General features: G+C 74.0%; 29 protein-coding genes and 1 pseudogene. 20 read left to right on the top strand and 10 right to left on the bottom strand.

What is annotated here, in order from left to right:
- Positions 1-259 precede the first annotated feature (259 nt).
- Both Saso_RS10505 and Saso_RS10510 read left to right on the top strand, forming a co-directional pair.
- On the top strand, positions 260-949 hold the full coding sequence (locus tag Saso_RS10505) for an IclR family transcriptional regulator (protein WP_229901110.1): 690 nt from the start codon (positions 260-262) through the stop codon (positions 947-949).
- Positions 950-1,099: 150 nt separating this feature from the next.
- On the top strand, positions 1,100-2,254 hold the full coding sequence (locus Saso_RS10510) for a hypothetical protein (RefSeq protein ID WP_189918864.1): 1,155 nt from the start codon (positions 1,100-1,102) through the stop codon (positions 2,252-2,254).
- 255 nt (positions 2,255-2,509) lie between these two features.
- On the opposite strand, the gene Saso_RS10515 is transcribed toward Saso_RS10510, so the two are convergent.
- Positions 2,510-3,409 (bottom strand): phosphatase PAP2 family protein, encoded by a 900-nt coding sequence (locus tag Saso_RS10515; RefSeq protein ID WP_189918865.1) that lies wholly within the window; start codon positions 3,407-3,409, stop codon positions 2,510-2,512.
- Positions 3,410-3,793: 384 nt separating this feature from the next.
- On the opposite strand from Saso_RS10515, the gene Saso_RS10520 reads away from it, so the two are divergent.
- The 8 genes from Saso_RS10520 to Saso_RS10555 all read left to right on the top strand — a co-directional run bounded on the left by Saso_RS10520 (position 3,794) and on the right by Saso_RS10555 (position 9,981).
- On the top strand, positions 3,794-4,162 hold the full coding sequence (locus tag Saso_RS10520) for a BlaI/MecI/CopY family transcriptional regulator (RefSeq protein WP_189918866.1): 369 nt from the start codon (positions 3,794-3,796) through the stop codon (positions 4,160-4,162).
- Entirely contained in the window at positions 4,162-5,091 is a 930-nt protein-coding gene (locus tag Saso_RS10525; protein WP_189918867.1) for a M48 family metalloprotease, read from the top strand. Before Saso_RS10520 ends, Saso_RS10525 begins: the two co-directional genes overlap by 1 nt.
- A gap of 188 nt (positions 5,092-5,279) precedes the next feature.
- On the top strand, positions 5,280-6,218 hold the full coding sequence (locus Saso_RS10530; RefSeq protein WP_189918868.1) for an ABC transporter ATP-binding protein: 939 nt from the start codon (positions 5,280-5,282) through the stop codon (positions 6,216-6,218).
- Positions 6,215-7,054, top strand: a complete 840-nt coding sequence (locus tag Saso_RS10535) for an ABC transporter permease (protein ID WP_189918869.1) — start codon at positions 6,215-6,217, stop codon at positions 7,052-7,054. The genes Saso_RS10530 and Saso_RS10535 overlap by 4 nt, the downstream gene beginning before the upstream one ends.
- 18 nt (positions 7,055-7,072) lie before the next feature.
- A complete protein-coding gene (locus Saso_RS10540; protein WP_372442419.1) occupies positions 7,073-8,359 on the top strand; it encodes a sensor histidine kinase in 1,287 nt (428 codons plus the stop codon).
- Entirely contained in the window at positions 8,356-9,036 is a 681-nt protein-coding gene (locus Saso_RS10545) for a response regulator (RefSeq protein ID WP_189918870.1), read from the top strand. The genes Saso_RS10540 and Saso_RS10545 overlap by 4 nt, the downstream gene beginning before the upstream one ends.
- A 76-nt stretch (positions 9,037-9,112) precedes the next feature.
- A complete protein-coding gene (locus tag Saso_RS10550; protein WP_189918871.1) occupies positions 9,113-9,553 on the top strand; it encodes a GNAT family N-acetyltransferase in 441 nt (146 codons plus the stop codon).
- A gap of 149 nt (positions 9,554-9,702) precedes the next feature.
- The gene (locus Saso_RS10555; protein ID WP_069773456.1) at positions 9,703-9,981 is read left to right on the top strand and encodes a GlsB/YeaQ/YmgE family stress response membrane protein; all 279 of its coding nucleotides are present in this window, start codon (positions 9,703-9,705) and stop codon (positions 9,979-9,981) included.
- A gap of 144 nt (positions 9,982-10,125) precedes the next feature.
- Here Saso_RS10555 and Saso_RS10560 read toward each other — a convergent pair whose 3' ends face one another.
- A complete protein-coding gene (locus tag Saso_RS10560) occupies positions 10,126-10,524 on the bottom strand; it encodes a VOC family protein (RefSeq protein ID WP_189918872.1) in 399 nt (132 codons plus the stop codon).
- 125 nt (positions 10,525-10,649) lie between these two features.
- On the opposite strand from Saso_RS10560, the gene Saso_RS10565 reads away from it, so the two are divergent.
- From Saso_RS10565 to Saso_RS10570, 3 genes and pseudogenes are all read left to right on the top strand, one after another.
- Positions 10,650-11,729, top strand: a complete 1,080-nt coding sequence (locus tag Saso_RS10565; RefSeq protein ID WP_189918873.1) for a hypothetical protein — start codon at positions 10,650-10,652, stop codon at positions 11,727-11,729.
- A 319-nt stretch (positions 11,730-12,048) separates the two neighbouring features.
- Positions 12,049-12,162: pseudogene (locus tag Saso_RS38200) on the top strand (epoxide hydrolase); the annotation flags it as partial.
- Between the two features lie 36 nt (positions 12,163-12,198).
- On the top strand, positions 12,199-12,570 hold the full coding sequence (locus tag Saso_RS10570; protein ID WP_189918874.1) for a VOC family protein: 372 nt from the start codon (positions 12,199-12,201) through the stop codon (positions 12,568-12,570).
- A 129-nt stretch (positions 12,571-12,699) separates the two neighbouring features.
- Here the strand turns inward: Saso_RS10570 and Saso_RS10575 are convergent, their stop codons facing one another.
- The gene (locus Saso_RS10575) at positions 12,700-13,230 is read right to left on the bottom strand and encodes a peptidoglycan-binding domain-containing protein (protein ID WP_189918875.1); all 531 of its coding nucleotides are present in this window, start codon (positions 13,228-13,230) and stop codon (positions 12,700-12,702) included.
- Positions 13,231-13,377: 147 nt separating this feature from the next.
- Between Saso_RS10575 and Saso_RS10580 the strand changes: the two genes are divergently transcribed.
- Both Saso_RS10580 and Saso_RS10585 read left to right on the top strand, forming a co-directional pair.
- Complete coding sequence (locus tag Saso_RS10580) at positions 13,378-14,385, top strand: ArsR/SmtB family transcription factor (protein WP_189918876.1); 1,008 nt, start codon at positions 13,378-13,380, stop codon at positions 14,383-14,385.
- A gap of 165 nt (positions 14,386-14,550) precedes the next feature.
- The gene (locus tag Saso_RS10585) at positions 14,551-16,083 is read left to right on the top strand and encodes an MFS transporter (protein WP_189918877.1); all 1,533 of its coding nucleotides are present in this window, start codon (positions 14,551-14,553) and stop codon (positions 16,081-16,083) included.
- A gap of 70 nt (positions 16,084-16,153) precedes the next feature.
- Here Saso_RS10585 and Saso_RS10590 read toward each other — a convergent pair whose 3' ends face one another.
- Positions 16,154-16,600 carry a hypothetical protein gene (locus Saso_RS10590; protein ID WP_189918878.1) on the bottom strand — a complete coding sequence of 149 codons (447 nt, stop codon included), beginning with the start codon at positions 16,598-16,600 and terminating at the stop codon, positions 16,154-16,156.
- Between the two features lie 223 nt (positions 16,601-16,823).
- On the opposite strand from Saso_RS10590, the gene Saso_RS10595 reads away from it, so the two are divergent.
- The gene (locus Saso_RS10595; RefSeq protein ID WP_189918879.1) at positions 16,824-17,177 is read left to right on the top strand and encodes a VOC family protein; all 354 of its coding nucleotides are present in this window, start codon (positions 16,824-16,826) and stop codon (positions 17,175-17,177) included.
- 56 nt (positions 17,178-17,233) lie between these two features.
- A complete protein-coding gene (locus tag Saso_RS10600; protein WP_189918880.1) occupies positions 17,234-18,097 on the top strand; it encodes an oxygenase MpaB family protein in 864 nt (287 codons plus the stop codon).
- An 18-nt stretch (positions 18,098-18,115) separates the two neighbouring features.
- On the opposite strand, the gene Saso_RS10605 is transcribed toward Saso_RS10600, so the two are convergent.
- From Saso_RS10605 to Saso_RS10630, 6 genes are all read right to left on the bottom strand, one after another.
- The gene (locus Saso_RS10605; RefSeq protein ID WP_189918882.1) at positions 18,116-18,877 is read right to left on the bottom strand and encodes a bestrophin-like domain; all 762 of its coding nucleotides are present in this window, start codon (positions 18,875-18,877) and stop codon (positions 18,116-18,118) included.
- 49 nt (positions 18,878-18,926) lie between these two features.
- Positions 18,927-19,475 (bottom strand): hypothetical protein, encoded by a 549-nt coding sequence (locus tag Saso_RS10610; protein WP_189918884.1) that lies wholly within the window; start codon positions 19,473-19,475, stop codon positions 18,927-18,929.
- Between the two features lie 151 nt (positions 19,476-19,626).
- Complete coding sequence (locus Saso_RS10615) at positions 19,627-21,237, bottom strand: sodium/solute symporter (RefSeq protein ID WP_189918886.1); 1,611 nt, start codon at positions 21,235-21,237, stop codon at positions 19,627-19,629.
- Complete coding sequence (locus Saso_RS10620; RefSeq protein WP_189918888.1) at positions 21,234-21,668, bottom strand: DUF485 domain-containing protein; 435 nt, start codon at positions 21,666-21,668, stop codon at positions 21,234-21,236. The genes Saso_RS10615 and Saso_RS10620 overlap by 4 nt, the downstream gene beginning before the upstream one ends.
- Positions 21,669-21,967: 299 nt before the next feature.
- Complete coding sequence (locus Saso_RS10625; protein WP_189918890.1) at positions 21,968-22,909, bottom strand: ornithine cyclodeaminase family protein; 942 nt, start codon at positions 22,907-22,909, stop codon at positions 21,968-21,970.
- Positions 22,906-23,676, bottom strand: coding sequence for an IclR family transcriptional regulator (locus Saso_RS10630; protein WP_229901111.1), 771 nt, complete (start codon positions 23,674-23,676; stop codon positions 22,906-22,908). Before Saso_RS10630 ends, Saso_RS10625 begins: the two co-directional genes overlap by 4 nt.
- Before the next feature lie 130 nt (positions 23,677-23,806).
- Here Saso_RS10630 and Saso_RS10635 point away from each other — a divergent pair, with 130 nt between their 5' ends.
- The 3 genes from Saso_RS10635 (at position 23,807) to Saso_RS10645 (ending at position 26,650) form a co-directional block, all read left to right on the top strand.
- Positions 23,807-25,138, top strand: a complete 1,332-nt coding sequence (locus Saso_RS10635; RefSeq protein ID WP_189919507.1) for an amidohydrolase family protein — start codon at positions 23,807-23,809, stop codon at positions 25,136-25,138.
- On the top strand, positions 25,135-26,202 hold the full coding sequence (locus tag Saso_RS10640; protein ID WP_189918892.1) for a dipeptidase: 1,068 nt from the start codon (positions 25,135-25,137) through the stop codon (positions 26,200-26,202). Before Saso_RS10635 ends, Saso_RS10640 begins: the two co-directional genes overlap by 4 nt.
- A 100-nt stretch (positions 26,203-26,302) precedes the next feature.
- Positions 26,303-26,650 (top strand): PRC-barrel domain containing protein, encoded by a 348-nt coding sequence (locus Saso_RS10645; RefSeq protein ID WP_229901112.1) that lies wholly within the window; start codon positions 26,303-26,305, stop codon positions 26,648-26,650.
- Positions 26,651-26,737: the final 87 nt, after the last annotated feature.

Here is a 26,737-nt window from a genome sequence, read left to right on the forward strand (position 1 = left end):
CGGGGGACGACAAACTATTGACAACATTTCGCCCAGACCTGGCTCTCACCATGGAAGCGCGGCGCGGCGGCCGACCACCGGACGCGCCACGACACGCGCCCGCGCGGGGCGCACCGGGGACACGGGGAATCGGGGACGTGGGGGGATCATGCGGGACGGCGGAGGATCCGTACGCGCGCGCACCGGTATCGGCGCGGAACGCATCGCGGCGGGCGAAGACAGTGGCAGTGGCCGTGGCAGTGGCAGTGGCGGGCGGAGTGTGCTCGCGGGAGCGTTCGCGCTGCTGGCCGCGGTGGAACGGACCGGGGGAGCGGGGCTGACCCGGCTCGCCTGCGAGAGCGGACTGCCCAAGGCCACGGCACACCGGCTGCTGGAGCAACTGCTCGGCCTGGGCGCGGTGGAGCGGGACGCGGACGGCTACCGGATCGGCTCGCGGATGTTCCAGCTGGGCAACGCGTGGCAGCCGCACCCGGGGCTGCGGGCCGCGGCCGCCGGACCCGCCCGCCGGCTCGCGGCGGTCACGGGCGCGGCCGTCGGGGTCGCCGTGCTCCGCCACGACCGCACCCTCGTCCTGGACTGGGCGCCCGGCGACGCCGTGGCGCTCCCGGCGCTGTGCGACCGGTCGGCCTGGCCCTGGTACACCGCGGCGGGCAAGGTGCTCGCCGCGGCACCGGAGTACCGCTTCCCGCCCACGGTGACGCCTGCCTCGTGGCCCCGCGAGGGGCGCGCGATCCGGGAGCGCGGTGTCGCGGTCGACCGGGGCGTCCTGACGCCCGGCGTGTGCTGCGTGGCGGCCCCGCTGTACGACATGAGCGGCGCCCCGGTCGCCGCGCTGTTCGCGGCGACCGGCCCGGCCCGCCGTCCGGAGCGGCTGGCCGACGTCGTACGGCGGACCGGCACCGCGATCAGCGCGGGCCTCGGGGGCGGCCGCTCCCGGCGGATCACCTGAACCCGGGACGACCGGCGTGCCGGGCGCGGCTCCGTTCCCGGGGCCCCGCCCGACCGCACCACGTGCGCAGCGCGGGACGACCACGTCCTACTCTTCTCCTGATCATGACAATGCCGGCCTCCAGGGTCGGAGCGGTACGGGGGAGAGCACATGACGTATCGGCGTGCGGTGATACCGGCACTCGTCGGGGGCCTGCTGGTCACACTGCTGCTGTGGTGGGCCGGATCGAGCGCGCAGGCCCTGCAACTGCGCGGTGCTGGCGGCGTGTTCGACATCGACTCCATGAACGAACTCCGGCGGTGGCTCGCCCCGTGGTCCTACGACCCGTCGGTGCCCTCGCTGCCCGGTGGGCCGGCGGGTGGCGATCCGGCGTCGGGCGCAGCCACCCGGTACACAGATCTGTACCGCACCGGGATGCAGATCAGGTTCGTGGTCGTGTTCGCCGTCTTCGTGGCCGGCGCCCTGCTCCTGGTGCGCCGCATCCCGCCGACGCGAGGCCGTACGCCGGCCACCGTGCTCGCCCTGTGGGCCTGGGGCCCGGTGGCCGGCACGCTGGCCGTCACGCTCTCCGCGCCGTGGCTGATCGCGTCCCGGGGCAACGGCAGTTACCGGCTGCTGCCCCAACTCGCGGGCGTGGCCGCGTCGAGCGGACCGGTCGTGGTGTTCGTGTCGCTGGTGACCGCCCTGCTCACGGTGGCCGTGGCGCGCGTCACCGCCAAGGGGGAGGAGCCGGCCGCCCGGCAGAGCGTGCCGCCGCGCGCCGCTCGCCTCGCCGCGAGCGTCGGCACCGCGGCGATCGCGCTGTCCCTGGTGGTCCTGTCCTACGAGCGGGTGGCCGCGGCGATCCAGACCTCGTTCGGTGGCTCCGGGCTGCTGTCCGAACCCGGCGACCTCCTGCGCCAGTGGCTGCTGCTCGGTGGCTGGAGCGGACCGGGGACCGCTCCGCTCGGTGACTGGCTGCTCTACCGGGCCATCGACGCGCTGGTGCTGGCCGTCGTGTGGTGGGCGCTGCGGCTGCTGCCCGGGATGCTCACCCGGACCACCGTGCCGGGGGTCGTCGCCGGCGCGATCTGCGCGACCGTGCTGGGTCTCCTCGTGAGCCGGCTGCTGCTGACGGCGATCGACGGCACGGTCGGCGTCTGGGGGCCGGTGCACCTGTTCTCCAGGCTCGGCGAGGGCGTGCCCGCCGCCGTCACCTTCGGCGTCGTGGCCGGACTGGCCGCCTTCGTGACGCTGCGGCTGGCGCAGGGCCGTAGGACCGCCGGGAGTCCGGAGGGATCCGACGGCGTGAGTGTCACGGAGTGACCCGGCGCCGCAGGCCCGGCGCCGGTGGCCGGGGCGCCGCGCAACCGTCACCGCCCTACAGGCCTGAGCCGCGCCCGCCGTACGTTCCTGAGCCGCGCCTGCCGTCCGGTGCTACGCCGCGCCCGCAGTCCGGTGCTACGCCGCGCCCGTCGTCCGCGGCTGTGCCGGGCCTGCCGTCCGGTGCTGCGCCGCGCCCGCAGTGCGGTGTTGCGCCGTGCCCGTCGTCCGCGGCTGTGCCGGGCCTGCCGTCCGGTGCTACGCCGCGCCCGCGGTCCGGGCCTGAGTCGCGCCCGCAGTCCGGTGCTGCGCAGTGCCCGCCGTACGCCCCTGAGTCGCGCCCGCAGTCTGGTGCTGCGCCGTGGCCGCCGTACGCCCCTGAGTCGCGCCCGCAGTCTGGTGCTGCGCCGTGGCCGCCGTCCGCTGCTGTGCCGGGCCCTCCGGGCCCGCCGGGCCGGGCGGCCGGGGCGGCCCGGAGCCCGTGCCGCCGCCTGCGGCCGTCACACCGTGGAACGGTTCCGCACCCGGCCGCCGGCGGGCCAGGGCGTACAGGCACACGCCGAGCCAGCCGGCGGCGAAGAGCCAGCCGCCGACGACGTCGCTGAACCAATGCACCCCGAGGTAGACGCGGGTCAGCCCGACCAGCGCGGCCCACGCGCCGGCGGCCACGGCGAGCGGGGCGCCGCCTCGCGCACCGCGCACCCGGAGGGCGACGATCAGCAGTCCCGCGGCGAGCGCCGAGGTGGTGGTGTGCCCGGACGGGAACGCCCAGCCGGAGGCATGGGTCTGCCAGTCCGTCAGGGGCGGACGGGGCCGGGCCACGAGTGTCATCACGCCGTACCGCAGCGCCTGGCCCGCTCCCAGACAGCCCAGGCAGAGCGCGACGGCGAGCGCGCGCTGCCGTGGGGTACGCCCCGCGACGACCCCGGCGACCGCGGCCAGGACGAAGGGGACGACGCCCGTCCCCGTGGCGGTCACTCCGCGGGCGAACGCCAGCGCCACGTCCGGCCGGTGGCCGACCGACCACGAGAGCAGCGCACGGTCCACGGGAAGGGGCCTGCCGTCATGCCCGACGACGACCGCGGTCAGCAGACCGAACGCCGCCCATGCGCCGAGGCCGCAGCCGCCCGCCCGGGCGGCGGTCCTGTCGCCCCTCATACCGCCACCACCCGCAGGGGACGCGGCGGCCGGACGGCCGTGTGTCGCGCCGCAGAAGCCCCGGCCTGCCCGCGCCGAGCGGACGGCGGCCCCGCCGCGGTGGGCAGTGGCCCCGCCCGGCCGGACAGCGGCCCCGCCTCGCCGGACAGCACCGCATCGACCCCCGGCACGCCGGACGAGAACAGCGGGGACCGGGCCTCCGGCACCTCGGCGACGAGCTGCGACGATAGGTGCATGGCTGTGGCCATCGCGGGGAGCCCCTTCCTCCTTCGTCCGGACCGCCGGAGGCGATGACGACACCGGTAAGGCGGCACCCGACGGATGACTACAATCCTGTAGACGGTCTACTGAACTGTAGACGATGGCGGAATGAGGAACGTTCCCATGACGGACGCGAGGGACGAGAGGCGGCCGGCCGGCGAGCTCGAGGCCGCCGTCATGGCCGCGCTGTGGGCGGCCGGAGCCCCGCTCACCGCGGGCCGGGTACAGGCCGAGCTCGGCTCCGGTCTGGCCCGTACGACGGTGGCGACGATACTGACCCGGCTGCACGAGAAGGGCGTCGTCGCCCGCGAGCGACAGGGCCGCGGGTACGCCTACTTCCCCGTGCAGGACGCCCCCGGACTGACGGCCCGGCGCATGCACACCGAACTCGACCGGGACGACGACCGGGAGACGGTCCTGGCCCGCTTCGTCGCCCAGCTCAGCCCCGGCGACGAGCAGCACCTGCGGCGGCTCCTGGAGGGCGGCGAGTGATGACCGCCCTGCTGCTCGTACCGCTGGTCCTGCCCTTCCTCGCGCCGGCGCTGGCCCGCCGCACCCTGGACCGCCTCGCCCCCGCCACCGCGCTGTGGATCGTCACCGCCTCGGTCCTGGCCCTCGCCGGAGCCTGTGTCGCGGCCCTCGGCGCACTGGTCCTCACCGGGCTGCTCCAGATCCCCGCCCTCGCCGCCCTCGGGGAACTCGTCCACCCCCTGCGGACGCCCTCGGACCTCGTCGTCGTCCCCGTCGCCGCGGCGGCCACGGGGGTGCTCACCCTCAGCGCCTGGACCCTCGTGCGCTCGGCCCTGCGGCAGGCGCGCGCCCTGCGTACGGCCCGTACGCTGGCCGACCGCCGTCCCGCCGCCGGGGACCTGTGCGTCGTCGAGTCGCCCCACGCGGACGCCTACGCCCTGCCCGGACGCCCCCACCGCATCGTCGTCACCACCGCCATGCTGCGCACCCTGGGGCCCGCCGAGCGCGAGGCGCTCTTCGCCCACGAGCGGGCCCACAACCGGTCCGGCCACCACTACTTCCTGGCCGCCGCCGAGATCGCCGCCCACTGCCACCCCGCCCTGCGCGCCGCGCGCGACAGCGTCCGGCTCGCCGCCGAGCGCGCCGCCGACGAGGCGGCCGCCGAGGTCACCGGGGACCGGCGCCTGATCGCCACGGCCATCGCCCGCGCCGCCCTCGCCGGGCAGACCTCGCCCTCGACCCGTCCGGACATCGCGCCCGCGGCGACGGCCGGACCCGTTCCGCAGCGCGTCGCGGCCCTTCTCGCGCCCGTCCGCAAGCGCCCGCGCGCCACCCGTCGTACCGCGTTCCTCCTGGTGGCCTGCACCGTCCTGTCCGTCGCCGCCGGAGCGGCGGGCGTCGTCGACTTCCACCACGAGGTCGAGGTCGCCCAGGGCGAAGAGGCCCCCTGACCGGCCCGTGCGAGGCCGACGGGCCGGGCGGGACGCCGGGGAAGGCGGCGCGCGGACGTAGTACCGCGGTACCACGCGCACGGCCGGGTTCAGCCTTGCGGTACCACCGCGGCGCGGTGATCGGCGCCTAGCGTTGCCGGTGTGGCGTCGATGGCGACGGACGCCCGAGTCCGACAGGAAGAACGAGCATGATCGAGGCACGGCAGCTGACCAAGAAGTACGGCGAGAAGACGGCCGTCGACGGGCTGGACTTCGTCGTCGAGCCGGGAACCGTGACGGGGTTCCTCGGGCCCAACGGCGCGGGCAAGTCCACCACCATGCGCATGATCGTCGGTCTGGACGCCCCGACGAGCGGCTCCGTCACCGTGAACGGCCGTCACTACGCCCGGCACCGGGCCCCGCTCCAGGAGGTCGGCGCCCTCCTCGAGGCGAAGTCGATCCATCCGGGCCGCTCGGCGTACAACCACCTCAGGGCGCTCGCCCTCACCCACGGCATCCCCGGCAGCCGGGTCGACGAGGTCATCGCTCTCGCGGGTCTCGGCAGCGTGGCGAAGCAGCGGGCCGGGGCCTTCTCCCTCGGCATGGGCCAGCGGCTCGGTATCGCGGCGGCCCTGCTGGGCGATCCGCAGACGGTGATGCTGGACGAGCCGGTCAACGGACTGGACCCGGAGGGGGTGCTCTGGATCCGCAACCTCCTCAAGGGGCTCGCCGACGAGGGCCGGACGGTGTTCGTGTCCTCGCACCTCATGAGCGAGATGGCACTGGTGGCCGACCATCTGATCATCGTCGGACGCGGCCGGCTGCTGGCCGACACGACCGTGGCGGACCTGATCCGCGAGGCGGGCGGCGACACGGTGAGGGTGGCGACCGGTGAGCCGGCGCGGCTGCGGGACGTGCTGGCCGGGCCCGGCGTCGGCGTCACCGGACGGATCGGCTCCGAGGAGCTTCAGGTGACCGGGCTGACCGCCCGCGAGATCGGCCTGAAGGCCGCCGAGCACGGCATCGCGCTGTTCGAACTGAGCGCGCGGACGGTGTCACTGGAGGAGGCGTTCATGGACCTGACCAGGGATGCGGTGGAGTACCACGGCACCACGACCGGCGACGAGAACCTCGGGAGGCCCGCGTGAGCACCCTCACCACGACCCCCCAGGAGAACCGGGCCACGCCCGCCCGCCCCGCCTACCGGGTGACCGGACGGCGCGTCCTGGCCTCGGAATGGGCCAAGCTGTGGTCCCTGCGCTCGACCTGGATCACCCTGGGCCTCGCCCTGGTGTTCCTGGTGGCGTTCGGCCTGATCGCCTCGAGCCGCTACCGCTCGGGGATCGGCACCGGCCGCATCGACCGCGACTTCGCCGACTCGACGGCCGTCAGCCTGTCCCTCTTCGGCACGAACTTCGCCCAACTGGCCCTGGGCGTGCTCGGCGTGCTGGTCACGGCGGGGGAGTACTCGACCGGCATGATCCGGTCGACACTCGCCGCGGTGCCCCGCCGTCTGCCCGTGCTGTGGTCGAAGGCGGCCGTCTTCGGGCTGGTCGCGCTGGCCGTGGGGACGCTCGGCGCGTTCGCCGCCTTCCTGATCGGCAGCGGGATCGTCTCGGACACACCCGCGGCCATGAACCTCTCGCACGCCGGTGTCCTGCGCAGCCTGCTGGGCGCGGGCCTCTACCTGGGCCTGGTCGGCGTGATCGGTGCGGCCCTGGGCGCGCTGCTGCGGTCGGTGGCGGGCGGCATCTCCGTACTGGTGGCCGGCCTCATGCTCGTCCCGGGACTGATCTCGCTGCTGCCGAGCTCCTGGCAGGGCGACATCAGCCCCTATCTGCCGTCCGAGGCGGGCGGGGCGATGTTCGCCCTCACCCACGACTCCACCACCCTCTCGCCGGGCGCCGGACTGCTGGTGCTCCTCTGCTGGACGGCACTGGCGCTGGGCGGCGCGGCGTACCGGCTCGTGCGCACCGACGTCTGACGGCCGCACCATGGACGAGTGACACCTGTGACCACCGACGAACTCAGCGGGATGGGACCGCTGGTCGCCCGGCTCACCCGGGGCGGCCAGCGGCTCAGACACGCCGACCGCGCCCGGCCGTGGGTGCTGGACACCGCGGTCGTGGTCGTCGTCTTCCTGATGTTCTGCCTGCCGGACCTCGTCCACGGCGTGCGGGACGACGGCGACGGCCCCCGCCGTTTCCGTCTGGCGTTCACCGGGCTCCCCGTCCCCGCGATGCTGGCGTTCCAGGCCGGACTCGTGCTGCCCCTGCTGTGGCGACGGCGCAAGCCCGCGGTGGCCTTCGGGGTGACAGCGGCGGTGTTCGTCCTCCAGTGGGCGATCGGCGCGGCACTGCGCGCCGACGTCGCCCTTCTCGTCGCCCTCTACAGCCTGGCCCTGCACGGGTGGCTGCGGCAGCTGCCGTGGGCCTGCGCGGTGATGACGGGCGCCCTGGCCCTGGTCGCGGTCCGCGCGTCCCCCGCCGTGTCGGTCTGGGACGGGCTGTTCTTCCTGCTGAGCACGGCGACCGCGGCCCTGGCGCTCGGCCTGGTGGTACGGATCCGCAGGGCCCAGCTCGCCGGGCTGAGGGACCGGGCCACCCGGCTGGAGATAGAGCGCGACCAGCGCAGCAGGCTCGCCGCGGCCACCGAACGCACCCGGGTGGCACGCGAGATGCACGACATCGTCGGACACAACCTGTCCGTCATCATCACGCTCGCGGACGCCGGCGCCTACGCCGCCGACGCCGCCCCGGAACGCGGCAAGGAGGCCCTGCGGCTCATCGGCGACACCGGCCGGCAGGCCCTCGGCGAACTGCGGCGGGTCCTGGGCGTGCTGCGCGAGGCGGCGGACGGCACGGCCGAGGGGCCCGAACTCAGCCCGCAGCCCGGCATCCCCGACATCGAGGCACTGTGCGCCAAGGTGCGCGCCGCGGGCCTCGGCATCGTCTACCGGACCTCGGGGGACATGGACGCCCTGGACAGCGGCGTGCAGCTGACCGTGTACCGCATCGTGCAGGAAGCCCTCACCAACACCCTCAAGCACGCCGACCCGGACACCGTCGTCCGGCTGGCGATCGTCGAGAAGGACGCCCGGCTGACCGTCCGGGTCCAGGACACCGGCCCGGCCGCACCGTCCGGCCGGCCGAACGAGGAAGGGCACGGCCTGGTGGGCATGCGGGAGAGAGCGGCTCTGTACGGCGGCACGGTCAGCGCGGGTCCGGCGGGCGGCGGATGGAGCGTCGAGGCCGTCCTGGACCTGGCGCCCCAGGGCGGTGCCCGGTGACCACCGTCCTCATCGTCGACGACCAGCCGCTGCAACGCTACGGCTTCCGCATGCTCCTGGAGTCCGTCGCCGGGACGGACGTCGTCGGCGAGGCCGTCCACGGCGCCGAGGCCGTCCGCAAGACGGCCGAACTGCGCCCGGACGTCGTCCTGATGGACGTCCGCATGCCCGGCATGGACGGCATCGAGGCCACCCGCCGCATCGCCGCCGCCGGCGGCCGCTCACGCGTCCTCGTACTCACCACCTTCGACCTCGACGAATACGTCCACGCCGCCCTGCGGGCCGGTGCCAGCGGCTTCCTCCTCAAGGACGCGCGCCCCGAGGAACTCCTCGCCGGCATCCGCGCCGTCGCCGTGGGCGACGCCGTCATCGCGCCCGCCCTCACCCGCCGCCTCCTGGACGAGTTCGCCCGCTACGTGCCCGCGCGCCGGGACGCCGCCGAGGACCCGGGGCTCGGCTCGCTCACCGACCGGGAACGCGAGATCCTCGTCGCCGTCGGCAAGGGCTGGACCAACGGCGAGATCGCGGCCCGTTTCGTGCTGTCCGAGTCCACCGTCAAGACCCATGTGGGCCGTGTCCTGGCCAAGATCGGCGCCCGGGACCGCGTACAGGCCGTGATCTTCGCCTACGACCACGGGCTCGCCCGCCCCAACGACGACCGGACCGGCGGCGGCTGAAGCCGCGGCGGCCGAACCGGTGACGCCGACTGGTTGGATGTGATGCCGGCGATCACCGTCCACCTGGGGGTACCACATGATCCGAACCGGCGAGCTCCTGCCGTCCGACCGGGAGGCCTGGGAGGCGCTGTTCCGCGCCTACATCGACTTCTACCAGCGGGTCGAGCCGCCCGAGATGTACGAGCGGGCGTGGCGGGACTTCCGGGCCGGCACACGCGTGCACGCACTCGGGGCCAGGCTCGACGACCGGCTGGTGGGCATCGCCCACTTCTTCGTCCACCCCAACACCTCGGGGCCGGACGTCTGCTACCTCCAGGACCTCTACACCGCGCCGGAAGTCCGCGGCCAGGGTGTCGCCCGCGCGCTGATCGCCGCCGTCACCGAGTGGTCGCGGGCCCAGGGCTGCTGCCGCGTCTACTGGAACACCCACGAGTCCAACACCACGGCCCGGCGCCTCTACGACAAGGTCGCCGAGAACCGCGGGTTCATCCGCTACCAGATCGAACTGCCCCGCTGAGGGCCCGACCGGACGGGTTCCGCCCCGGGGCGGGGGCCGCCCTCTTTCCCGGCTCCGCGAACTGACTTGGCCCGGACACGTTTGTTCGGACGCGGACGGTGCACACGAGAACCTAACACTGTCCTTACAAGACGAAGCGGAGACGCATCATGGGCATCATCGCGTGGATCATCATCGGCCTGCTCGCCGGGGCCATCGCCAAGGCCCTGATGCCGGGCAAGGACCCCGGCGGCATCATCATCACCATGCTCATCGGCATCGCCGGTGGTCTGCTCGGTGGCTGGCTGGGCAAGGTGATCTTCGGTGTCGACTCGATCGACGGGTTCTTCGACCTGTCCACCTGGATCGCCGCGATCGTCGGCTCCTTCATCCTGCTGGCCCTCTACCGCCTCGTCACCGGCAACCGGCACTCCCACCGGCACGCATGACATGACGCGCTGACGGTGCGCGCGCCGAGGCGCGTGGCGCGTGAACGGCTCCCCCCTGATGCCAGGGCGGGAGCCGTCGGCGTGTTCACCGCCGTGCGGACCGGCCGATCGCCCGGGAGCCCGGCGGACCGTCGCGCCGCGCGGTCAGCCGTCGCTGCTCTGCCGTGCCGCCCGCTGACGCAGCGAGATCCGGTTGCCGTCGGGGTCCACGGCCTCGGCGCGGATCCCGAAGCCGTAGTCCTCCGGCTCGGGCCGGTCGAAGGGCACCCCGCGGTCGCGGAGGACCTCGAAGTCCGCGCGCAGGTCGTCCGATTCGAGGAAGACCGGCCCCGGGGCGGTCGTGCTGCCCGGCTGCCCCGCGGCGGCGGCGTGCGGCCACAGGACGATCTCCAGCGGGCTGCCGGGAACGCCCACCGTGAGGAAGCGTCCCTCGGGACCCGGATGGTCGACGCGCTTCTCCAGACCCAGCTGCTCCGTGTAGAACCTCAGCGCGCGGTCCTGGTCGGTGACATAGAGCGTCACGTACATGATGTTCTTCAGCATGGCCCGTCCTTCTCGTGCTTCTCGCCTGTTTCGTTCTTCGGTCCGACGCCGGGTGTCCGGCGTGCTGCTCCACTGACGGACCCCGCCGGGAGAATGTGACCGGAGGGCTCCGCTACCTTCGGGCCATGTCGATCACCGCACAACTGCGCGACTCGGTGAAGCTGCCGGGCGGACGCGCGCTGGTCAACGGCTTCGCCTTCGAGAGCCGTGGGGCGACGCAGTGCCGCGCTCTCCTCCGCAACGGCCACGAGCTGGAGGTCCACGACCTGCACCAGGTCTTCGCCGGGGAACGCGCGCCGATGGCCGTCTTCCCCTGTCCCTGGCCCGGTTGGGAGCGCGGAGTCCACTCGGTCGGCCCCGACGGCTCGTTCGCGGTGTTCTCGGGCCAGCGGGCGGTGAGGGCCGTGGGGTCCGGCGGACAGACCTTGTGGGAGTACCGGCACGGCTGCTGGGGTCCCGAGATCGGTCACCCGCACACGGGGGACGAGCAGGAGGTGTGCCGCGGCCTCGAACACGGCTCCTGCCGGATCTCCGACGACGGCCGGCTGGTCTGGGCGCACGTCGTCGGCGCGGACGCGGAGGACGGGGCGGAGCGCTGGGTCGTCCTCGACGCCCGCGACGGGCGGGAGCTGGCCGGTCTGCCGCTCGACGGCGCCGCCGCCGGTTCGCACCACCTCTCCCACCCCGACGGGGTCCACATGGGCCTGTGCGTCGGCATGGGCCAGGACGGCATCCTGCTGCACTGGGCCCGCCTGGACGGCGAGCGGCTGACCGGCTGGGACCTGAACGTGACCATGGACCGCATCCTCACGGACGTCCACGCGGGGCATCCGGGGTTCCTCACCGTCGAGCACTACGGGGCGGACCTGCAACTGCACGCCCTGGACGGCACCGTGCTCGCGGAGCGGGAGCCCGGCCCGGCCGGCGACGAGGACCTGTCCTGGGACTACGGCGGCGGCTTCGTCGACGCCGACACCGTCATCGCCGGCACGGTCGGGGACGACGAGGACCCGGAACAGGCCGTCCACTGGCTGCTCGACGCCCGCACCCTGGAGACGCGCGAGGCGGTCGCGTATCCGTCGGGCCCCGTCACGGGCGGGGTGCGCCCGCTGGGCGACGGGACCTGGCTCACCTACGACGAGGAGAGCGGGACGCTCGACCGCTGGGGCGTGGCCGGGAGCCGGACGCCGTCACCGGCCGGCTGAGCCGCGGCTGCCGGCGCGCCGGGCCCGCCGCGCGACGGGCCCCCACGACACCCCGGCCGCCGGTCTGCCTGCCCGACGGCTACCCGGCGTCGTCGGGGCCGGGGTGCGAGGCCCGGTGATGTTCCGTCAGAAGGGTGAGCAGGGAGACCAGTTCGCGCTGCTGCTCCGGGGCGAGGGGGGGCCAGCAGTTCGCGCTGGGCGTCCGCGACGAGCGTGTCGAGACGCTCCAGGCGCCGGCGGCCGGCGGGGGTCAGGCTGACGACGTTGCGGCGGCGGTCGCCGGGATCCGGTTCGCGGCGCACGCACGCGCCGGCGGCGCATCCGGCACTGGTCGGAGTTCGAGCGCGGCGGCCACTTCGCCGCGACGGAGGTACCGGAACTGCTCGCCGAGGACGTCCGGGAGTTCTTCCTCGCCCGTGTCGGACAGGACTGAGGGCGGCGCGCGCGAAGGCCGGGCACACTGGCCGTCATGCCCGTCTCGCTGCACCACCTCGTCATCGATGCCCACGATCTGCCCGCGCTCGCCCGGTTCTGGGCCGAGGTACTGCACTGGCGCGTCCTGTCCGAACGGGAGCGCGAGATCGTCATCGGGCCCGAGGAGACGGCGCCGGTGGGCATCTGCTTCATGCCGGTGACGGAGCCGAAGGCCGTCAAGAACCGACTGCATCTCGACCTGACGTGCGGCGCCGAGGACCGGGAGGCGGAGATCGAGCGCATCCTCGCGCTCGGCGCCCGCCGGGCGGACGTCGGCCAGAGCGGCGCCGAGTCCTGGACGGTGCTGGCCGACCCCGAGGGCAACGAGTTCTGCGTGGTCCGCCCGAAGCGGACTCTGATCGGCTAGCACCGGACTACTTGCCCTTGCCCGGCCCCGACCTTGCGCGGGGTGTGTCCCGCGTCCCGTCGGGGGCGGGTGGAGACGGCGGTGTGTGAGGCTCCCCCGAGTCTCCCTCACACACCGCCCGTATGGGTGTCAGCTGCACGTGCGGTAGTTGTAGCCCGCGATGCGCCCGCTGCCGTCGCCGTCGGTGAAGTGGTAGTAGCCGTCGCTGTCGCGCGAGACGCTGATCACGTGGCTGGTGCCGATGTAGTACGCCACGGTGTTGCCGCTCGTGCCGTAGTCGGAGTTGCGCAGCCAGTTGCCGGCCGCGGTCCAGGTGTTCTGACCGGCCGAACCGTCGCTGCCCACCTGGAACTTGGTCTGCCATCTCGCGGTCGCCGCCGCGGTGTTGCTCCCGAAGTCGCCGTCGATGCCGGAGGCGGCGAGTTCGCCGTCGGCCCACAGGATCTTCTGCCACAGGCAGGTCGCGTTGGACTGCTTGTTGTGCCCGGTGTCCACGATGCCTTCGTTGTCCCAGTCGTCGGCGAACACCCCGCCGCCGTAGACGTAGTCCAGGCCGCTGTAGGTCCCGCTCGCGGATGCCGGGGTGGCGCTCAGCGCGAGGACGCCGGCGGTCAGGGCGCCGATGGTGCAGGCGGCGAACCGGGCTCTCTTCGAGGTCACGGAAATCCCTCCTGGTTCGGGCGACGGCGGACCGTCTGATTCAGGCCACGGGAACTACTTGGCCTGGCGGAACCTTTGCAGGGTCCCGTCAGGGGCGACACACTCTTGCGGCTGAGCGCAAACAGGGAGATCCCCGGGGGGAGCCGCGTGCTCCGTATTCACTTCACCGACGCCGATCTGGCCCGTGTGCGGGTCGCCACGGAGCCGGACCCCCTGTGGGAAGTGCTCGCGACGCTGCACCGTCTCCAGTCGCGCTTCGGCCGCCGGCGGTTCGCCGCCTGGCACCGCACGGTCCGTGCCGAGCTGGGGGCGGCCGGACTGGCGCGCCCCGTGCGGGAGGTCCTGTTCGCCCTGTACCCCCTCGGGCCGTACCTGCCCGACTTCCTGACCCCGCCGGAGTCCGAGGGCGGCCTCGACGCGGGCCTCGACGGCATCCTGGGCAAGCCCCGGCGGGAGATTCTCGACGAGGTCGCGCTCCTCGACCGCGTGCGCGGTGTGCCCTCCTGGGCCCCTCGGCTGGGACAAGCGGCCGAGCGCAGGGAACTCACCGACCTGATCCGCCGGTTCCACGCCGTGGCGGTCGCGCCCTTCGCGGAGCACATGGACGGCGGGCTCATCGCCAACCGGAGCCTGCTCGGCCGGGCCCTGCTGACCGACGGGATCGACGGGCTGCTGTCAGGCCTCGGGCCCCGGATGCGCTGGCGCAGACCCGTCCTCGAAGTGGACTACCGCAACGACCGCGACCTGTACCTGCGCGGACGCGGGCTCCGGATCGTACCGACGTACTTCTCCTGCGGGACACCCGTCGCGCTGGCCAACGCCGACCTGCCGCCCGTGATGTCGTACCCGCTGAACCACCCGACGGCGCCGCAGGCCCCGCCCGGGGTCGGCGAGGCGCCCCTGGGAGCCCTGCTCGGCGCCACACGGGCCCGTGTCCTGCGATGCGTGGCCGACGGCCTCACCACGGGGGAGCTCGCCCGCGCCGCAGGCGTCTCGCTCTCCGCCGCCAGCCGGCACGCCTCGGTGCTCAGGGACGCCGGGCTGACGACCAGCAGTCAGGTCGGCCCGGCGGTGCTCCACACCCTCACCCCGCTGGGCGCGGCCCTGCTGCGCCGGACGCAGGACCTCCCGACGCCGGACCGCACCCGGCCGTAGCCGGAACACCGCCGCCCCGTGCCCGCGGCGACCGGCGGGAGGGCGTGTCCACGGTCACTGCGTGAGGCGTGCGAAAACGGGCAGCAGGCTCTGTACGCATCGAAAGCACCTCGTGCCTCTTCTTCACGCACAGGTCGTCCCACGCAAGACAGGTAAGGAACCGCAGTGGCTGACGCATCGACCGACGGGCAGCCGGGACCGGCCGGGTCCGGGAAGAGCGAGATCGCCGGACTGCCCGCGCAGGTCCGCCAGGACCTGACGCGCAGGCTCAAACGGAACAAGCGTCCCTTCCGTGACGACGACGTCCAGGTCGTCGAGCGACCGCTGCTGCGGCGCGCGGTCGGCGCCTCGGCGCTCGGCAACTGCATGGAATGGTTCGACTTCGGTGTCTACAGCTACCTCGCCGCGACACTCGGGAAGGTCTTCTTCCCCGGGGCGTCTCCCGCGGCGCAGGTGATCTCGTCCTTCGCCACCTTCGCGGCGGCGTTCGTGGTGCGCCCGCTCGGCGGTCTCGTCTTCGGTCCGCTCGGGGACCGCCTCGGACGGCAGAAGGTGCTCGCCACCACCATGATCATGATGGCGGCCGGCACGTTCGCCATCGGCCTGATCCCCAGCTACGCCACGATCGGCATCGCCGCGCCGGTCCTGCTGCTGCTCGCCCGGATGGTGCAGGGCTTCTCCACGGGCGGTGAGTACGGCGGCGCCACGACGTTCGTCGCCGAGTACTCGCCCGACCGCCGCCGCGGCTTCCTCTCCAGCTGGCTCGACTTCGGCACCTTCGTCGGGTACGCGCTGGGATCCGCCCTGGTCACCGCGTTGAACCTGGCCCTCAGCGATGCGCAGATGCTCTCCTGGGGCTGGCGCGTCCCGTTCCTGATCGCGGGTCCGCTCGGGGTGATCGGCCTCTACATGCGTCTCAAGCTGGAGGAGTCGCCCGCCTTCCAGCAGCAGCTCGACGAACACGAGCAGAGCCTCGCCAAGGAGTCGGCGGGCACCGAGTTCCGGACCATCGTCAAGGAGCACTGGCGGGCCCTGCTCATCTGCATGGGACTCGTCCTGCTCTACAACGTCACCAACTACATGGTCACGGGCTTCCTGCCGACGTACCAGACGGAGACGCTCGGCCGCTCCAGCAGTTCCGCCGACGTCCTCGTGCTCGTGGGCATGGTGTGGATCGTGGTGCTGATCACCTTCCTCGGCAGGCTCAGCGACCGCGTCGGCCGGCGCCCGCTCTACGGCTACGCGGCCGCGGGGATGATCCTGCTCGCCGTGCCCTCCTTCGCCCTGATCAAGGCGGACGGGACCTGGCTGCCGATCCTCGGGGTGCTGATCCTGTCCACCCTGCTGGCGTGCTTCGCCGCGCCGAGCGCCGCGACGCTGCCCGCACTGTTCCCGACGGCCGTCCGGTACGCCGCCATGGGCATCGGCTTCAACTTCGCGGTCGCCGCGTTCGGCGGTACCACCCCGCTGGTCACGGAAGCGCTGGTGAGCCTCACCGGGAACGACATGATGCCCGCGTACTACCTCATGGCGGCCGGCGCCATCGGGCTGCTCACGGTCCGCCACCTCCCGGAGAGCGCCCAGGTGTCCCTGCGCGGCTCGCAGCCCATGGTGGGCTCGAAGAAGGAGCGTCGGGAGCTGATCGCCACCTCGCGGGAGCTGTACCGGGCCGGCCGGGAGATGTCCGGCCGCCGCTGAGCCGGCCCCGCGCTCCCTGTGTCCCTGTGCCCGGACGGTGCCCGTCTCCCTCGGGAGGCGGGCTTCCGGGTCAGCAGGCGTCGTACTTCCAGGCGTCGCCCTCCAGCGCCCACGGCTGCTTCGTCCGGTCGAACTTGGGCAGCCCCTCCACCTTGTAGGTCGCGAGACCCTTCTTGCCCGACACGTCGGCCCGGACCTCGCTCGCCAGGTGGTCGGGCCCGTAGTCCGTCTTCGCCTGCCGCAGGACGCCCGCGTACGCGTCCTTGGTGACCTTCTCGGCGCAGCGCGCGGACAGCATGGCGTACGCGGTGTCGGCGTCCCCGGCGAAGTAGGCGGCGGTGTAGACGGCGACGGCGGCCTCGAGGTCGTCGCCCTCGTGCTCGGCGGGAACGCTGACGGTGGGTTCGGCGGACGGCGTCCCGTCGTCGCGGGCGGCCGGGGCTTCGTCGGACGAGGAGCAGGCGCTGAGCGCGCCGAGGAGCAGGGCCGCGATGGCGATGGTCGCGCGAGTGCGCATGGTGGTCGTCCCCCCTGGACAGTGATGTCTGCGGGACGATGCTGCCACGCCAGGGCAGGTCAGGGCTTCGGGGGGTGTGGTTTCGGCGGCGCCCTGTGACCGGGCCGCCACGAGGACGTGACAGTCGGGCGCGGTGTCCGCGGTGTGCGCGGTGGAGGGCGGCCGTGGGCGGGAAGCGGTGTGACGCCGCACGGCGCGGGTGCCCTCCTGGCAGGATGGCGGCATGGAACGCGTACTCGGAATCGGCGGATACTTCCTGCGGGCGGCCGACCCCGTCGCCCTGAGCGCCTGGTACCGCGACTGCCTGGGGCTGGAGGCCGACGAACACGGCCTGTGGCGGCAGGAGCCGGGACCGACGGTGTTCGCGGCGTTTGAGTCCGACACGGACTACTTCGGCTCCCGGTCGCAGCGGACGATGCTCAACTTCCGGGTCCGCGACCTGGACGCGATGCTCGCGCAGCTGCGCGCCGCGGGCGCGGAGGTGGCCGCGGGGACGCAGGACATGGAGGGGGTCGGCCGGTTCGGCTGGGTCACCGATCCCGAGGGGAACCGCGTCGAACTGTGGCAGCCCGCCTGACACCGGTTCCGGGCGGCTGTCGCGGACACTGGAGAGCAGGAGACGGGAGACCGATCATGCTGACCGCAGTGCGCGCACAACTCGGCGGGGCGCTGTTCCGCCGCGTCGCCGGCCCCGACGGACCCGCCACCCGGGCCCGCATCCACGAGACCCCCGGTCCGCGCTGGTTCGCGCCGGACCGGCCGATCCGCACCGTCCACGGTGACGCGTCGATGTTCATCGGCGGGCTGAGCGCCCTGCTGCTCCAGTCCCTGCACCCGCTCGCCATGGCGGCCGTGGCCGGGCACTCCGGGTACCGCGGCGACCCCTGGGGCCGGTTGCAGCGCACCAGCACCTTCCTGGCCGTGACGACCTACGGCACGTCGGCGGACGCCCAGCGCGCCGTCGACCACGTCCGCGCCATCCATGAGCGCATCCGCGGCACGACGTCCGACGGCGCGGCCTACCACGCGGCCGATCCGCACCTCCTCGGCTGGGTGCACGCCGCCGAGACGGACAGCTTCCTGCGCGCCCACGCACGCTTCGGGGCCCGTCCGCTGGACGCCGCCGGGTACGACGGCTATGTCGCCGACACCGCGCGCGTCGCCGAGGCGCTGGGCGTGAGCGACCCACCGCGTGACCGCCGCCAGCTGGCCGAGCGCCTGACCGCCTACCGGCCCGAACTCGGGGCGACCTCAGAGGCCCGGGCCGCCGCCCGCTTCCTGCTGTTGCGGCCGCCGGTGCCGCTCGCGGTGCGCCCCTTCTACGGCGGGCTGGCCGCCAACGCCGTCGTGCTCCTGCCGCCCTGGGCCCGCGCCATGCTGGGGCTGCCGCGGGTACCGGTCGTCGAGAGCCTCACCGTACGGCCCACCGGACAGGCCCTGACCCGGGCCATCCGCTGGGCCATGAGCCCGCCGCCGGGCCGGTCGGGACCGGCGTGAGCGGGCGGCCCGGCGGGCTCAGGCCGTGCTCGCGTACAGCTCTTGGAGGGGCTGGGCCGAGTCGGTTCCCGAATGGCCGAACGGAGCGTCGAAACTCCACACCAGGAAGAGCAGGAAGACGACCAGGGCGCTGAACGCGGTGGCCAGCATCAGCTCCCGGGCCGAGCGGCGGATCTGGAGCGCGTAGAGCAGTCCGAGGGTGACCACCCCGCCCGCGATCAACCCGAACCACACGACGCCCGGCAGGGTGCTGCCGGCGCTGTCGAGGCGCTGGTGGCGGGCGTCGTCGGCGGCGGCGACCTGGTCGAGGAGCGGCTGATAGGCCTGGGCCTGGAGTTCGTCGGTGGGCGTGCGGTGGGCGATGTCGCTGCGGATGCGGGTCAGCAGGCGGCCGCCGGAGGCGTCGACCGCGCCGTCGTCCTCCATGGCCGGCCACTCCTCGGTGACGGCGTGCCGGGCGTAGGCGTCGATGTGCCGGCGCACCTGGGTGTGGAAGGCGGCGGGGTAGACGTCCAGGCGCTGGTCGATCTCGTAGAGCGCCTGGGCCTCGCGCTGCACGGTGTCCTCGGCGGCGCCGCGGGCCTCCCAGACTCCCGCGATGGCCAGCCCCAGGACGATGGCGTAGACGACGCCGACCATCATCACCATGTACTCCAGCACGTCGGGAGTCTGCGAGGTGTCCTCGTCGTCGGCGACACGGCGGTGGCGCATCACGGTGGCGGCGACGACGAAGGCGCAGACCAGCGCACAGGCCAGGGTGTAGATCAGCCATTCCGGCACAGCGGTACTCCAGGGCGAGCGGGTGGACGGGGGAGCGGTGGGCCCGGGGTCAGCGGCCGTTGCGGCGGCGGGAACCCGGGCGCAGCGCGGCGGCGGCGAGGACGGCCGGCGTGGTGATCACGACGGTGGTCGTCATGGTGGACAGACCGCCGGGCGCCGGGCGGGCGGCCCGGCTGCCGTAGTGGAAGCGGGGCACCCAGCGGAAGGGCGCGGGACGGGGCGGGGCCGCCGCCGGGGCGGGCGCGTCGTGGGCCACGGCGGGGGGCGTCGGCCGCGGCGCGGGCGACGGCCGTTGCGCGGGCCGTTGCGCGGGCCGGGGGAGCGCCACGAGGGGCCGCGGGGCCTTCGGGCGGCCCATGGGGCGGGGCGCCGGCGTGGCGGGGGCCGGGGCGCGTGGCGGCCGTCGGACAGGTGAGGGCGAGGGGGTGGCCGGACCGCGCTCGGGGGAGGTGCCGATCTCCACCCGTCCGTCGGCGGCGCACAGCACCACATGGGCGGTGGGGGGAGTGGTGTCGACGACGACCGCGGGTCCGCCGGCGCCCGGCAGGGGACACAGCGCGGCGGCCGTTCCGATACCGAGGGTGATCCAGCCGCTCACCGGTGCTGTTCCTCTCCGCTGACGGTGTGTGTGCCTCGGGGGAGACACACACGGGGTGACGCCGACGCGCTCACCGGGTGGTGCGGGTTCGGCAACGGAAGCAACGATCATGCTCGGCCCGGGGTCACGGGCGGGGCCGGACCGGGCGGGTTCAGCGGCTCCGGGGGCGTGGTGGGCCGGCGAGGAGGAGGGGTTCGATGGCCGCGTACCGTTCGCGTTCGCGCGCGGTCGCCTTCCGGCCGGACAGGAGGGTGCCGAGCAGGCCGCACAGGAAGCCCGCCGGTACCGAGACGAGCGCGGTGGTGGTGAACGGGAACCAGTTGAAGTCGACTTCGGGGAAGGCCGATCCGGGAGAGCCGGAGACGAGGTTGGTGCCGGTCATCAGGACGAGGACGCTGACGGTTCCGCCGATGAGCGTGGACAGCAGCCCCGCACGGGTGAATCGCCGCCAGAAGAGGCTGTAGACGAGGGCGGGGGCGATGGCCGAGGCGCCGAGGCAGAAGGAGACGGTGGCGAGCGGCTGGAGACTGCGGTGCTGGGCGACGACGGCCAGCACGATGACGGGCAGGCCCACGGCGAGCGCGGCCGCCCGGGCCAGTGCCATCTCGCGCAGCGGCGAGACGCCCGGGCGGGCGGCCGCGATGTCGTGGGCCAGCGAGTTCGCGCAGGCCAGCGTCATGCTGGCCACGGACGCCAGCAGGGTCAGGAAGATCGCCGTCGTGACGGTGGCGAACAGCAGGCTCTCCGGACGGGACAGGTGCATCCCGAACGCGGCTCGTGAGCCGAGCAGGTAGGCGGTGTTGCCGCGCGGGTCGGCGCCGGCGACCCCCGCGCGCCCGATGAGGGCGGTGGCGCCCACGCCGATCACGGTGATCACGGCGATGAAGAGGGTGACCGTGGAGATCGCCCAGGACATCGCGCGGCGCACCTGGGGGGCGCTGCCCGCGGTGTACATCCGCATGGTGACGTGCGGCAGACAGGCGCCGCCCAGGACGATGGCGCACTGGGTGCTCACCATGTCGAGTCCGCGGTGCGGCCCGTCCGCGAACTGGAGTCCGTAGTGCAGGAAGTTCTGCTCGGCGCCGCTGCCGTGGGCGGCTGCCCGGAACAGGGCCCCGGGGCTCCAGCCGAAGGTGTGCAGGACGAGCCCGGAGACGACGAGCCCGGACCCGAGCAGGATGACCGTCTTGAGGATCTGGATCAGCGCGGTGCCCCGCATGCCCCCGATGGCGGCGTAGCTGATCATCAGGGTGCCCGCCCCGATGACGCAGCCGGTGCGCGTCGCGCCGTCGGGGAAGCCGAGGACGTAGGCCAGCAACTGGCCGACACCGGCGAGCTGGACGACCATCATCGGCACGAGCGAGGCGAGGGTGACCAGGCACGCGGTGATGCGCACCGCGCGGCCGGGCAGGCGTCGGCCGAGGGCGTCGGCCATCGTGAACCGGCCGGTGTGGTGCAGGGGTTCGGCCAGGAGGACCATCAGGAGCAGCAGGGAGAGCACGGTGCTCAGTGCCAGGACGACACCGTCGTAGCCGCACAGCGCGATGACGCCTCCGATGGTGAGGACGGTGGCGGCGGAGATGTAGTCACCGGCGATGGCGAGGCCGTTGCGCAGGGGCGAGAGGGAGCGGTAGCCGGTGTAGAACTCGTCGAGGTCGTCACGGTCGGGACCGGTGAGCACGCACAGCATGAGGGTCACGGTCACGACGCTGACGAACGCCACCAGGGACCAGGACTGCGCGGTGCCGTCGAGCTCCGTCACGACCGTGTCCCTTCGTGCGGGACGTGGTCGGGCCCGCGGTGCACGCGCCGGGCCAGCGGGTCGACGTAGCGGCGCGCCGTGAACTCGTAGAGGATCACGGCCAGCCAGGTGACGGGCAGTTGGACCAGGGCGAGGAGGAGCCCGGTGGGCAGGCCGCCGGGTGCCGGGCGGGTCATCACGGAGGGGGCCTCGACGGTGAGGCCGAGGAAGACGGCGAAGTAGCCCAGTGCGGCGAAGGTGGCGACGCGCCGCTGCCAGCGGCAGGCCCGGCGCAGGCGCCGGAGGTCGCGGTGGCCGCCGGTGCTCGCCCGGGCGGGTGCGGGCAGCGGGGTCCCGTCCGGTGGGGCGGCCCACCGCGGGGCGGCGGCGGGGAAGGCGTGGCGTCCGGGCCGGCGGTGGGCCGGGTGTAACTCGGAGCTGTCGGAGGACATCCCAGGATCTCCTACTGGGTCGTGGGCCCCAGGAGTGCGGACCGCGAGAAATGGGAGAGCGGTTCAACTGTTCGGGATCCGCACGTTATGCGGGCGCCGGAGCGTGCGCAGAGACTTCCGTGAACTCGCTGGTGAGGGCCGTCAAGGGGCTCTGACCTCGGGTGTTGTGGAAGTGGGCGGTGTGGCGAGGGGGCACGCCGGTGATCTGCGGGGCGTCCGCGTCCCGCCGCCCGCGCGGGTGCCCCGGACGGTGCGCGGGGCCCGTGGGCCGCTCCCGGCGAGGGCGCAGGCGGGGTGCGTCAGCGGTGCGGGGTGTCCGGACGGGGGCCGCCCAGCGTGCTGTGGACGACGTGTGCCGCGGCCACGTCCAGGGCCGCGTGGCCGGTGGACTTGAAGACGGTGAGCTGATCGGTCGAGGTCCGGCCGGGGGCCTTGCCGCACAGGACCGAGCCGAGGAGACGGACGGCTTGGCCGTGGGGCAGCCCTTGCAGTTCGTGGGCGCCGGAGGGAGGCGGGGTGGCGGCGGCGCCGGGCCATTCGGCGAACAGCGTGGCGTCCCGGACGGTGTCCTCGTCGAGCTCGGGGCCGTGCGAACCGCCGACCGAGCTGACGTGGGCGCCCGGAGCGAGCCATGCGCGGCGCAGGACCGGGCGGGTCGCTCCCGTGCAGCAGTAGACGGTGGCCGCCTCGCGTACGGCGGATTCGATGGAGTCCGTCGCGCTGCCCGCCGGGTGGAGGCCGGCCAGCGTGCGGGCCGCCGCGCGGTCGCGGCCGGCGACGGTGACGGGGTCGGCCGGGCGCAGGGCGGCCAGGAGGCAGACCTGGGCCCGGGCCTGGGCGCCGGTCCCCACGACCACGACGGGGCCCGGCCGGGCCAGCGCCAGGGCGCTGTGGGTGGCAGCCGCCGCGGTGCGCCAGGCGGTGACGGGTTCGGCGTCCATGACGGCGAGCGGTCGGCCGTCCTCGGGATCGAAGAGGGCGACGATGCCCCGGTGGCTGCTGCGCCCCGCGTGCTCCGGGTCGGCGAACACGGAGACGAGCTTGGCCGCGAGTCCCAGCCCCGGCACGTATCCGGGCATGGCGCCCAGCAGCCCGCCGGGCGCGAAGGCCGCGGTACGCGGTGGCGCGGACGCAGTGCCCCGTGCCACGGCGACGAGCGCGTCGGCGACGGCGGCCATCAGACGGCGGGGGTCCAGCGCCGCCGCGGTGGCCGCCCGGTCGAGGACGAGGAGCTCGTTCACGCGTCACCCGACCGGTCCTGACCGGACAGCAGGGCGCCGAGGGCGTCCACCGCCGAGGCGAGTTCCTCCCGGAGCAGCGGCATCCGGGACGCGTCGGTCTCGGCGGCGGGCCCGACCAGGGTGACGGCGCACACCGGCGCCCCGGGCGACGGGACGACGGCGCGGCTCAGGGAGGAGACGAGGTGCTCGTTGCGGCCGTGCTCGACGGCGAACCCGTCGGCCCGTGTCCGGTCGAGGTCGGCCAGCAGTCCCGCATCGCCCTCGATCGGGTGGCCGGCCCTGCGGGCCACGTCGAGATAGGGGCCGCGCGCCTGCGGGGGCAGGGCGGCGACCAGGGCCAGCGGACCGGCGAAGCGATGGACGGGCAGTGCCTCGTCGCGGAGCGTGCTGATCATCGCGAGGCGGTCCGGGCGGACCACGTCCACCACGCGCGAGCCGTCGTTCTCGAGGACCTGGAGGTTGACCATCATGCCGGTCCGCGCGCAGAGGTCCTCCAGGACGGGACGGGCCAGCGTGGTGAGCGAGTTGTGGGCGGCCCGGGCCGAGAGGCGCAGGACGGCGGTGCCCGGCAGATAGCGGTCGTCGGCGCGCAGGACCCAGCCGCGGCGGACCAGGTCCACCAGGATGCGGTAGGCGGTGGCCCGGTGCAGTCCGACCTCGTCGGCGAGATCGGTCAGCCGGGGCGGCCGCGGTGCCCGGGCGACCGCCTCGACCAGGTCGAGCGCCTTGTCCACGGCGGTGCGCGTGGCCTGGGCGGTGTGCGGCATCGGAACCCTTCCCGTACGAGTGGGCGGACCCTCCCGGCGCGGGCGTGCTCCGCGCGGAGGTTCGGGGGTAGGGTACCGCTGTTTCGTAGAGCGAGAGACTTGTTACTTAGAGCGTAACAGATCGAGAGTGGTGACCTTGACGAACGAGAGTCCCGGGGCGGCGACCCCCTTCGCGCCGCCCGCCGAAGGCGAACTGGTGGTCTACCGCGGCCTCACGCTCTTCGACGGCACCGGTGGCGCGCAGCGGCCCGGCGTGTCGATCGTCGTCGACGGGCCGGTGATCCGGTCGGTCGGGGACGACGCGGACACCGCGGCCGCCGTCGCCGAGGGGGCCGAAGTCGTCGGTCTCGACGGCCTGTTCGTCACGCCCGGTCTCGTCGACGCCCATCAGCACCTCGCCACTCCGCCCGACCGCCCGGTCGCCGAGGCGGTCCTGCGCCGGCTCGTCCACAGCGGGGTCACGGCCGTGCGGGACATGGCGGACGACCTGCGCCAGGTCGGCGACCTCGCGCGGGCCGCCCGGGTGGGCGAGATCGCCGCCCCGGACATCCACTACGCGGCGCTCATGGCGGGGCCCGGCTTCTTCGACGACCCCCGCACGCACCAGGTGACCCGGGGCGCCGTGCCCGGACACGTGCCCTGGATGCAGGCCGTCACCGACACGACCGACCTTCCCCTCGCGGTGGCCATGGCCCGCGGCACCTCCGCCCGCGCCATCAAGATCTACGCCGATCTGGACGCGCCGCTCGTCGCCGCGATCACCGCCGAGGCGCACCGGCAGGGCATCCCCGTCTGGGCGCACGCGGCCGTGTTCCCCGCGACGCCCGGCGAGGTCGTCGCGGCCGGCGTCGACACCGTCTCGCACGTGACCCTGCTCGCCCACGAGGCCGCCGAGGGGCCGCTGACCAGTTACCGGGACAAGCCGCCCGTCGCGCACGAGAGCCTCGTCACCGGCGAGGACGCGCGGCTCGACGCGCTCTTCGCCCGGATGCGCGGACAGGGCGTCGTCCTCGACGCGACCGCGGGCATGTGGGCGAGCGACGCACTCGCGGGCGACGACCCCGAGAGCGGCGAACGCGCCCGCCGGCAGACGGAGCTGGCCGTCGCCCTCACCGCCCAGGCACACCGGGCCGGGGTGGAACTGGCCACCGGAACCGACTACGAGACCCCTCCCGGCGAGCCGTTCCCCGCCCTGTACGAGGAACTCGCCTTCCTGGTGAAGCGGTGCGGCATCCCCGTCCGGGACGTGCTGCGTTCCGCGACGCTCGTCGGCGCCCGCAGCGCCGGGACGGCGGACCTGACGGGCACCGTCGAGCCGGGCCGGCAGGCCGACTTCGCGGTCTTCGGGCGGGACCCGCTCGCCGACATCGACCACCTGCGCACCATCACCCTGACCGTCAAGCGCGGCCGCCGCTTCCCGCGCGAGGCCTACGCCGCCCCCTCACCCCGGGAGACCCGTTGACCCGCACGCCCCTGATCGTCAACGCGCTGGGACAGCTCGACAACCCCAACGCCCCGCAGTCGATGGCGGCCGCGGCGGAGCTGAACCCGACCGGCGAGCAGTACACCGTGGACGCCCGCGCGCTCGCCGACGCGCGGGCCTCCGGCCTCACCGCCGTCAACATCACCCTGGGCTACGTGATGGGCGACCTGCCGCCCTACGAGCACACCCTGCACGAGATCGACGTCTGGGACGGCATCGTCGAGCGTCATCCGGACGACCTGCTGAAGGTCACGACCGCCGCGGACATCCGCACGGCCGCACGCGACGGACGGATCGGTGTCGTCTACGGGTTCCAGAACGCCGAGGCGGTCGAGGAGGACGCCGGGCGGGTCGCGACCTTCGCCGGACGCGGGGTGCGCGTGGTCCAGTTGACCTACAACCAGGCCAACCGGCTCGGCGGCGGCTCCATGGCGCCCGCGGGCACGGGTCTGACCGCGCTCGGACACGAGGTGGTCGACGCCCTCAACGAGCACCACCTCATGGTCGACCTCTCGCACAGCGGGGAACGGACCTGCCTGGACGCGGCCGCGTACTCCCGCGTGCCGGTGTCGGTCAACCACACCGGGTGCCGCGCACTCGCCGACCTGCCCCGCAACAAGACCGACGAGGAACTGCGCCTGGTGGCCTCCCGCGGCGGCTTCGTCGGCATCTACTTCATGCCGTTCCTCAGCCCCACCGGGCACGCCCGCGCCGCCGACGTCGTCGAGCACCTCGCGCACGCCGTCGACGTCTGCGGCGAGGACCACGTCGGCATCGGCACCGACGGACCCGTCACCGCGATCGACGACCTCGACGCCTACCGGGACCGGCTGGCCGCGCACGTGGCCCAGCGCCGGGCGGCCGGGGTGTCCGCGGCCGGCGAGCGCCCCGACACCTACCCGTTCGTGGTCGATCTGCGGGGCGTGGACCAGTTCCGCGAGCTGATCCGGCTGCTCGAACGGCGCGGGTTCCCCTCCCGCGTCATAGAGAAGGTCATGGGGCGCAACTTCGTCGACTACGCGGAACGGGTGTGGACCGCATAGTCCGCCGAGCCGCCCGCCGTCCCGTGCCACGCGCCCCGTCCCGCACGTCTGCCGGGCGCCTCACGGGGTACCCGCACGGCAGGACGACAGGGAGGACATCGTGACCCAGTACCGCGCACAGCACGTGCCGACCGCCGGCCACACCCCGGACGACGACCTGACCGGATACCAGGTGGACGCCACCGACGGCCACATCGGGAAGATCAGCAAGTACTCCAGGGACCTCGGTCCGCGGTTCCTGGTCGTGCACACCGGCCTGTGGGTGCTCGGCACCGACGTCGTGGTCCCGGCGGACGCCGTCATGGGAATCGACCACGACGCGCGCATCGTGCAGCTGTCCCGGACGAAGGAGCAGGTCAAGTCGGCGCCCGTCTTCGACGCCGACACCTACCTGGGCGATCCGCGCCACCGCGACCAGCTGGGCGGACGGCACGGCTCGGGCCACTGACCGCAGCGGCCCCGCGGCCCGCACCCACGAGGGGTGCGGGCCGTCCGCGTCCGGACCCCCCTCGCGGACTCTTACGATCTCTTGGTG

The organism is Streptomyces asoensis (assembly GCF_016860545.1).
Taxonomy (GTDB): Bacteria; Actinomycetota; Actinomycetes; order Streptomycetales; family Streptomycetaceae; genus Streptomyces; species Streptomyces asoensis.

Coding starts and splice junctions, on each gene's coding strand:
- Saso_RS10620 (WP_189918888.1), bottom strand. CDS start 21,668: ATGTCCTCCGACAGCTCCGAGTTACACCCGGCCCACCGCCGGCCCGGA.
- Saso_RS10525 (WP_189918867.1), top strand. CDS start 4,162: ATGACCGCCCTGCTGCTCGTACCGCTGGTCCTGCCCTTCCTCGCGCCG.
- Saso_RS10560 (WP_189918872.1), bottom strand. CDS start 10,524: ATGCTGAAGAACATCATGTACGTGACGCTCTATGTCACCGACCAGGAC.
- Saso_RS10550 (WP_189918871.1), top strand. CDS start 9,113: ATGATCCGAACCGGCGAGCTCCTGCCGTCCGACCGGGAGGCCTGGGAG.
- Saso_RS10510 (WP_189918864.1), top strand. CDS start 1,100: ATGACGTATCGGCGTGCGGTGATACCGGCACTCGTCGGGGGCCTGCTG.
- Saso_RS10570 (WP_189918874.1), top strand. CDS start 12,199: ATGCCCGTCTCGCTGCACCACCTCGTCATCGATGCCCACGATCTGCCC.
- Saso_RS10530 (WP_189918868.1), top strand. CDS start 5,280: ATGATCGAGGCACGGCAGCTGACCAAGAAGTACGGCGAGAAGACGGCC.
- Saso_RS10600 (WP_189918880.1), top strand. CDS start 17,234: ATGCTGACCGCAGTGCGCGCACAACTCGGCGGGGCGCTGTTCCGCCGC.
- Saso_RS10590 (WP_189918878.1), bottom strand. CDS start 16,600: ATGCGCACTCGCGCGACCATCGCCATCGCGGCCCTGCTCCTCGGCGCG.
- Saso_RS10565 (WP_189918873.1), top strand. CDS start 10,650: ATGTCGATCACCGCACAACTGCGCGACTCGGTGAAGCTGCCGGGCGGA.
- Saso_RS10595 (WP_189918879.1), top strand. CDS start 16,824: ATGGAACGCGTACTCGGAATCGGCGGATACTTCCTGCGGGCGGCCGAC.
- Saso_RS10555 (WP_069773456.1), top strand. CDS start 9,703: ATGGGCATCATCGCGTGGATCATCATCGGCCTGCTCGCCGGGGCCATC.
- Saso_RS10520 (WP_189918866.1), top strand. CDS start 3,794: ATGACGGACGCGAGGGACGAGAGGCGGCCGGCCGGCGAGCTCGAGGCC.
- Saso_RS10630 (WP_229901111.1), bottom strand. CDS start 23,676: ATGCCGCACACCGCCCAGGCCACGCGCACCGCCGTGGACAAGGCGCTC.
- Saso_RS10515 (WP_189918865.1), bottom strand. CDS start 3,409: ATGAGGGGCGACAGGACCGCCGCCCGGGCGGGCGGCTGCGGCCTCGGC.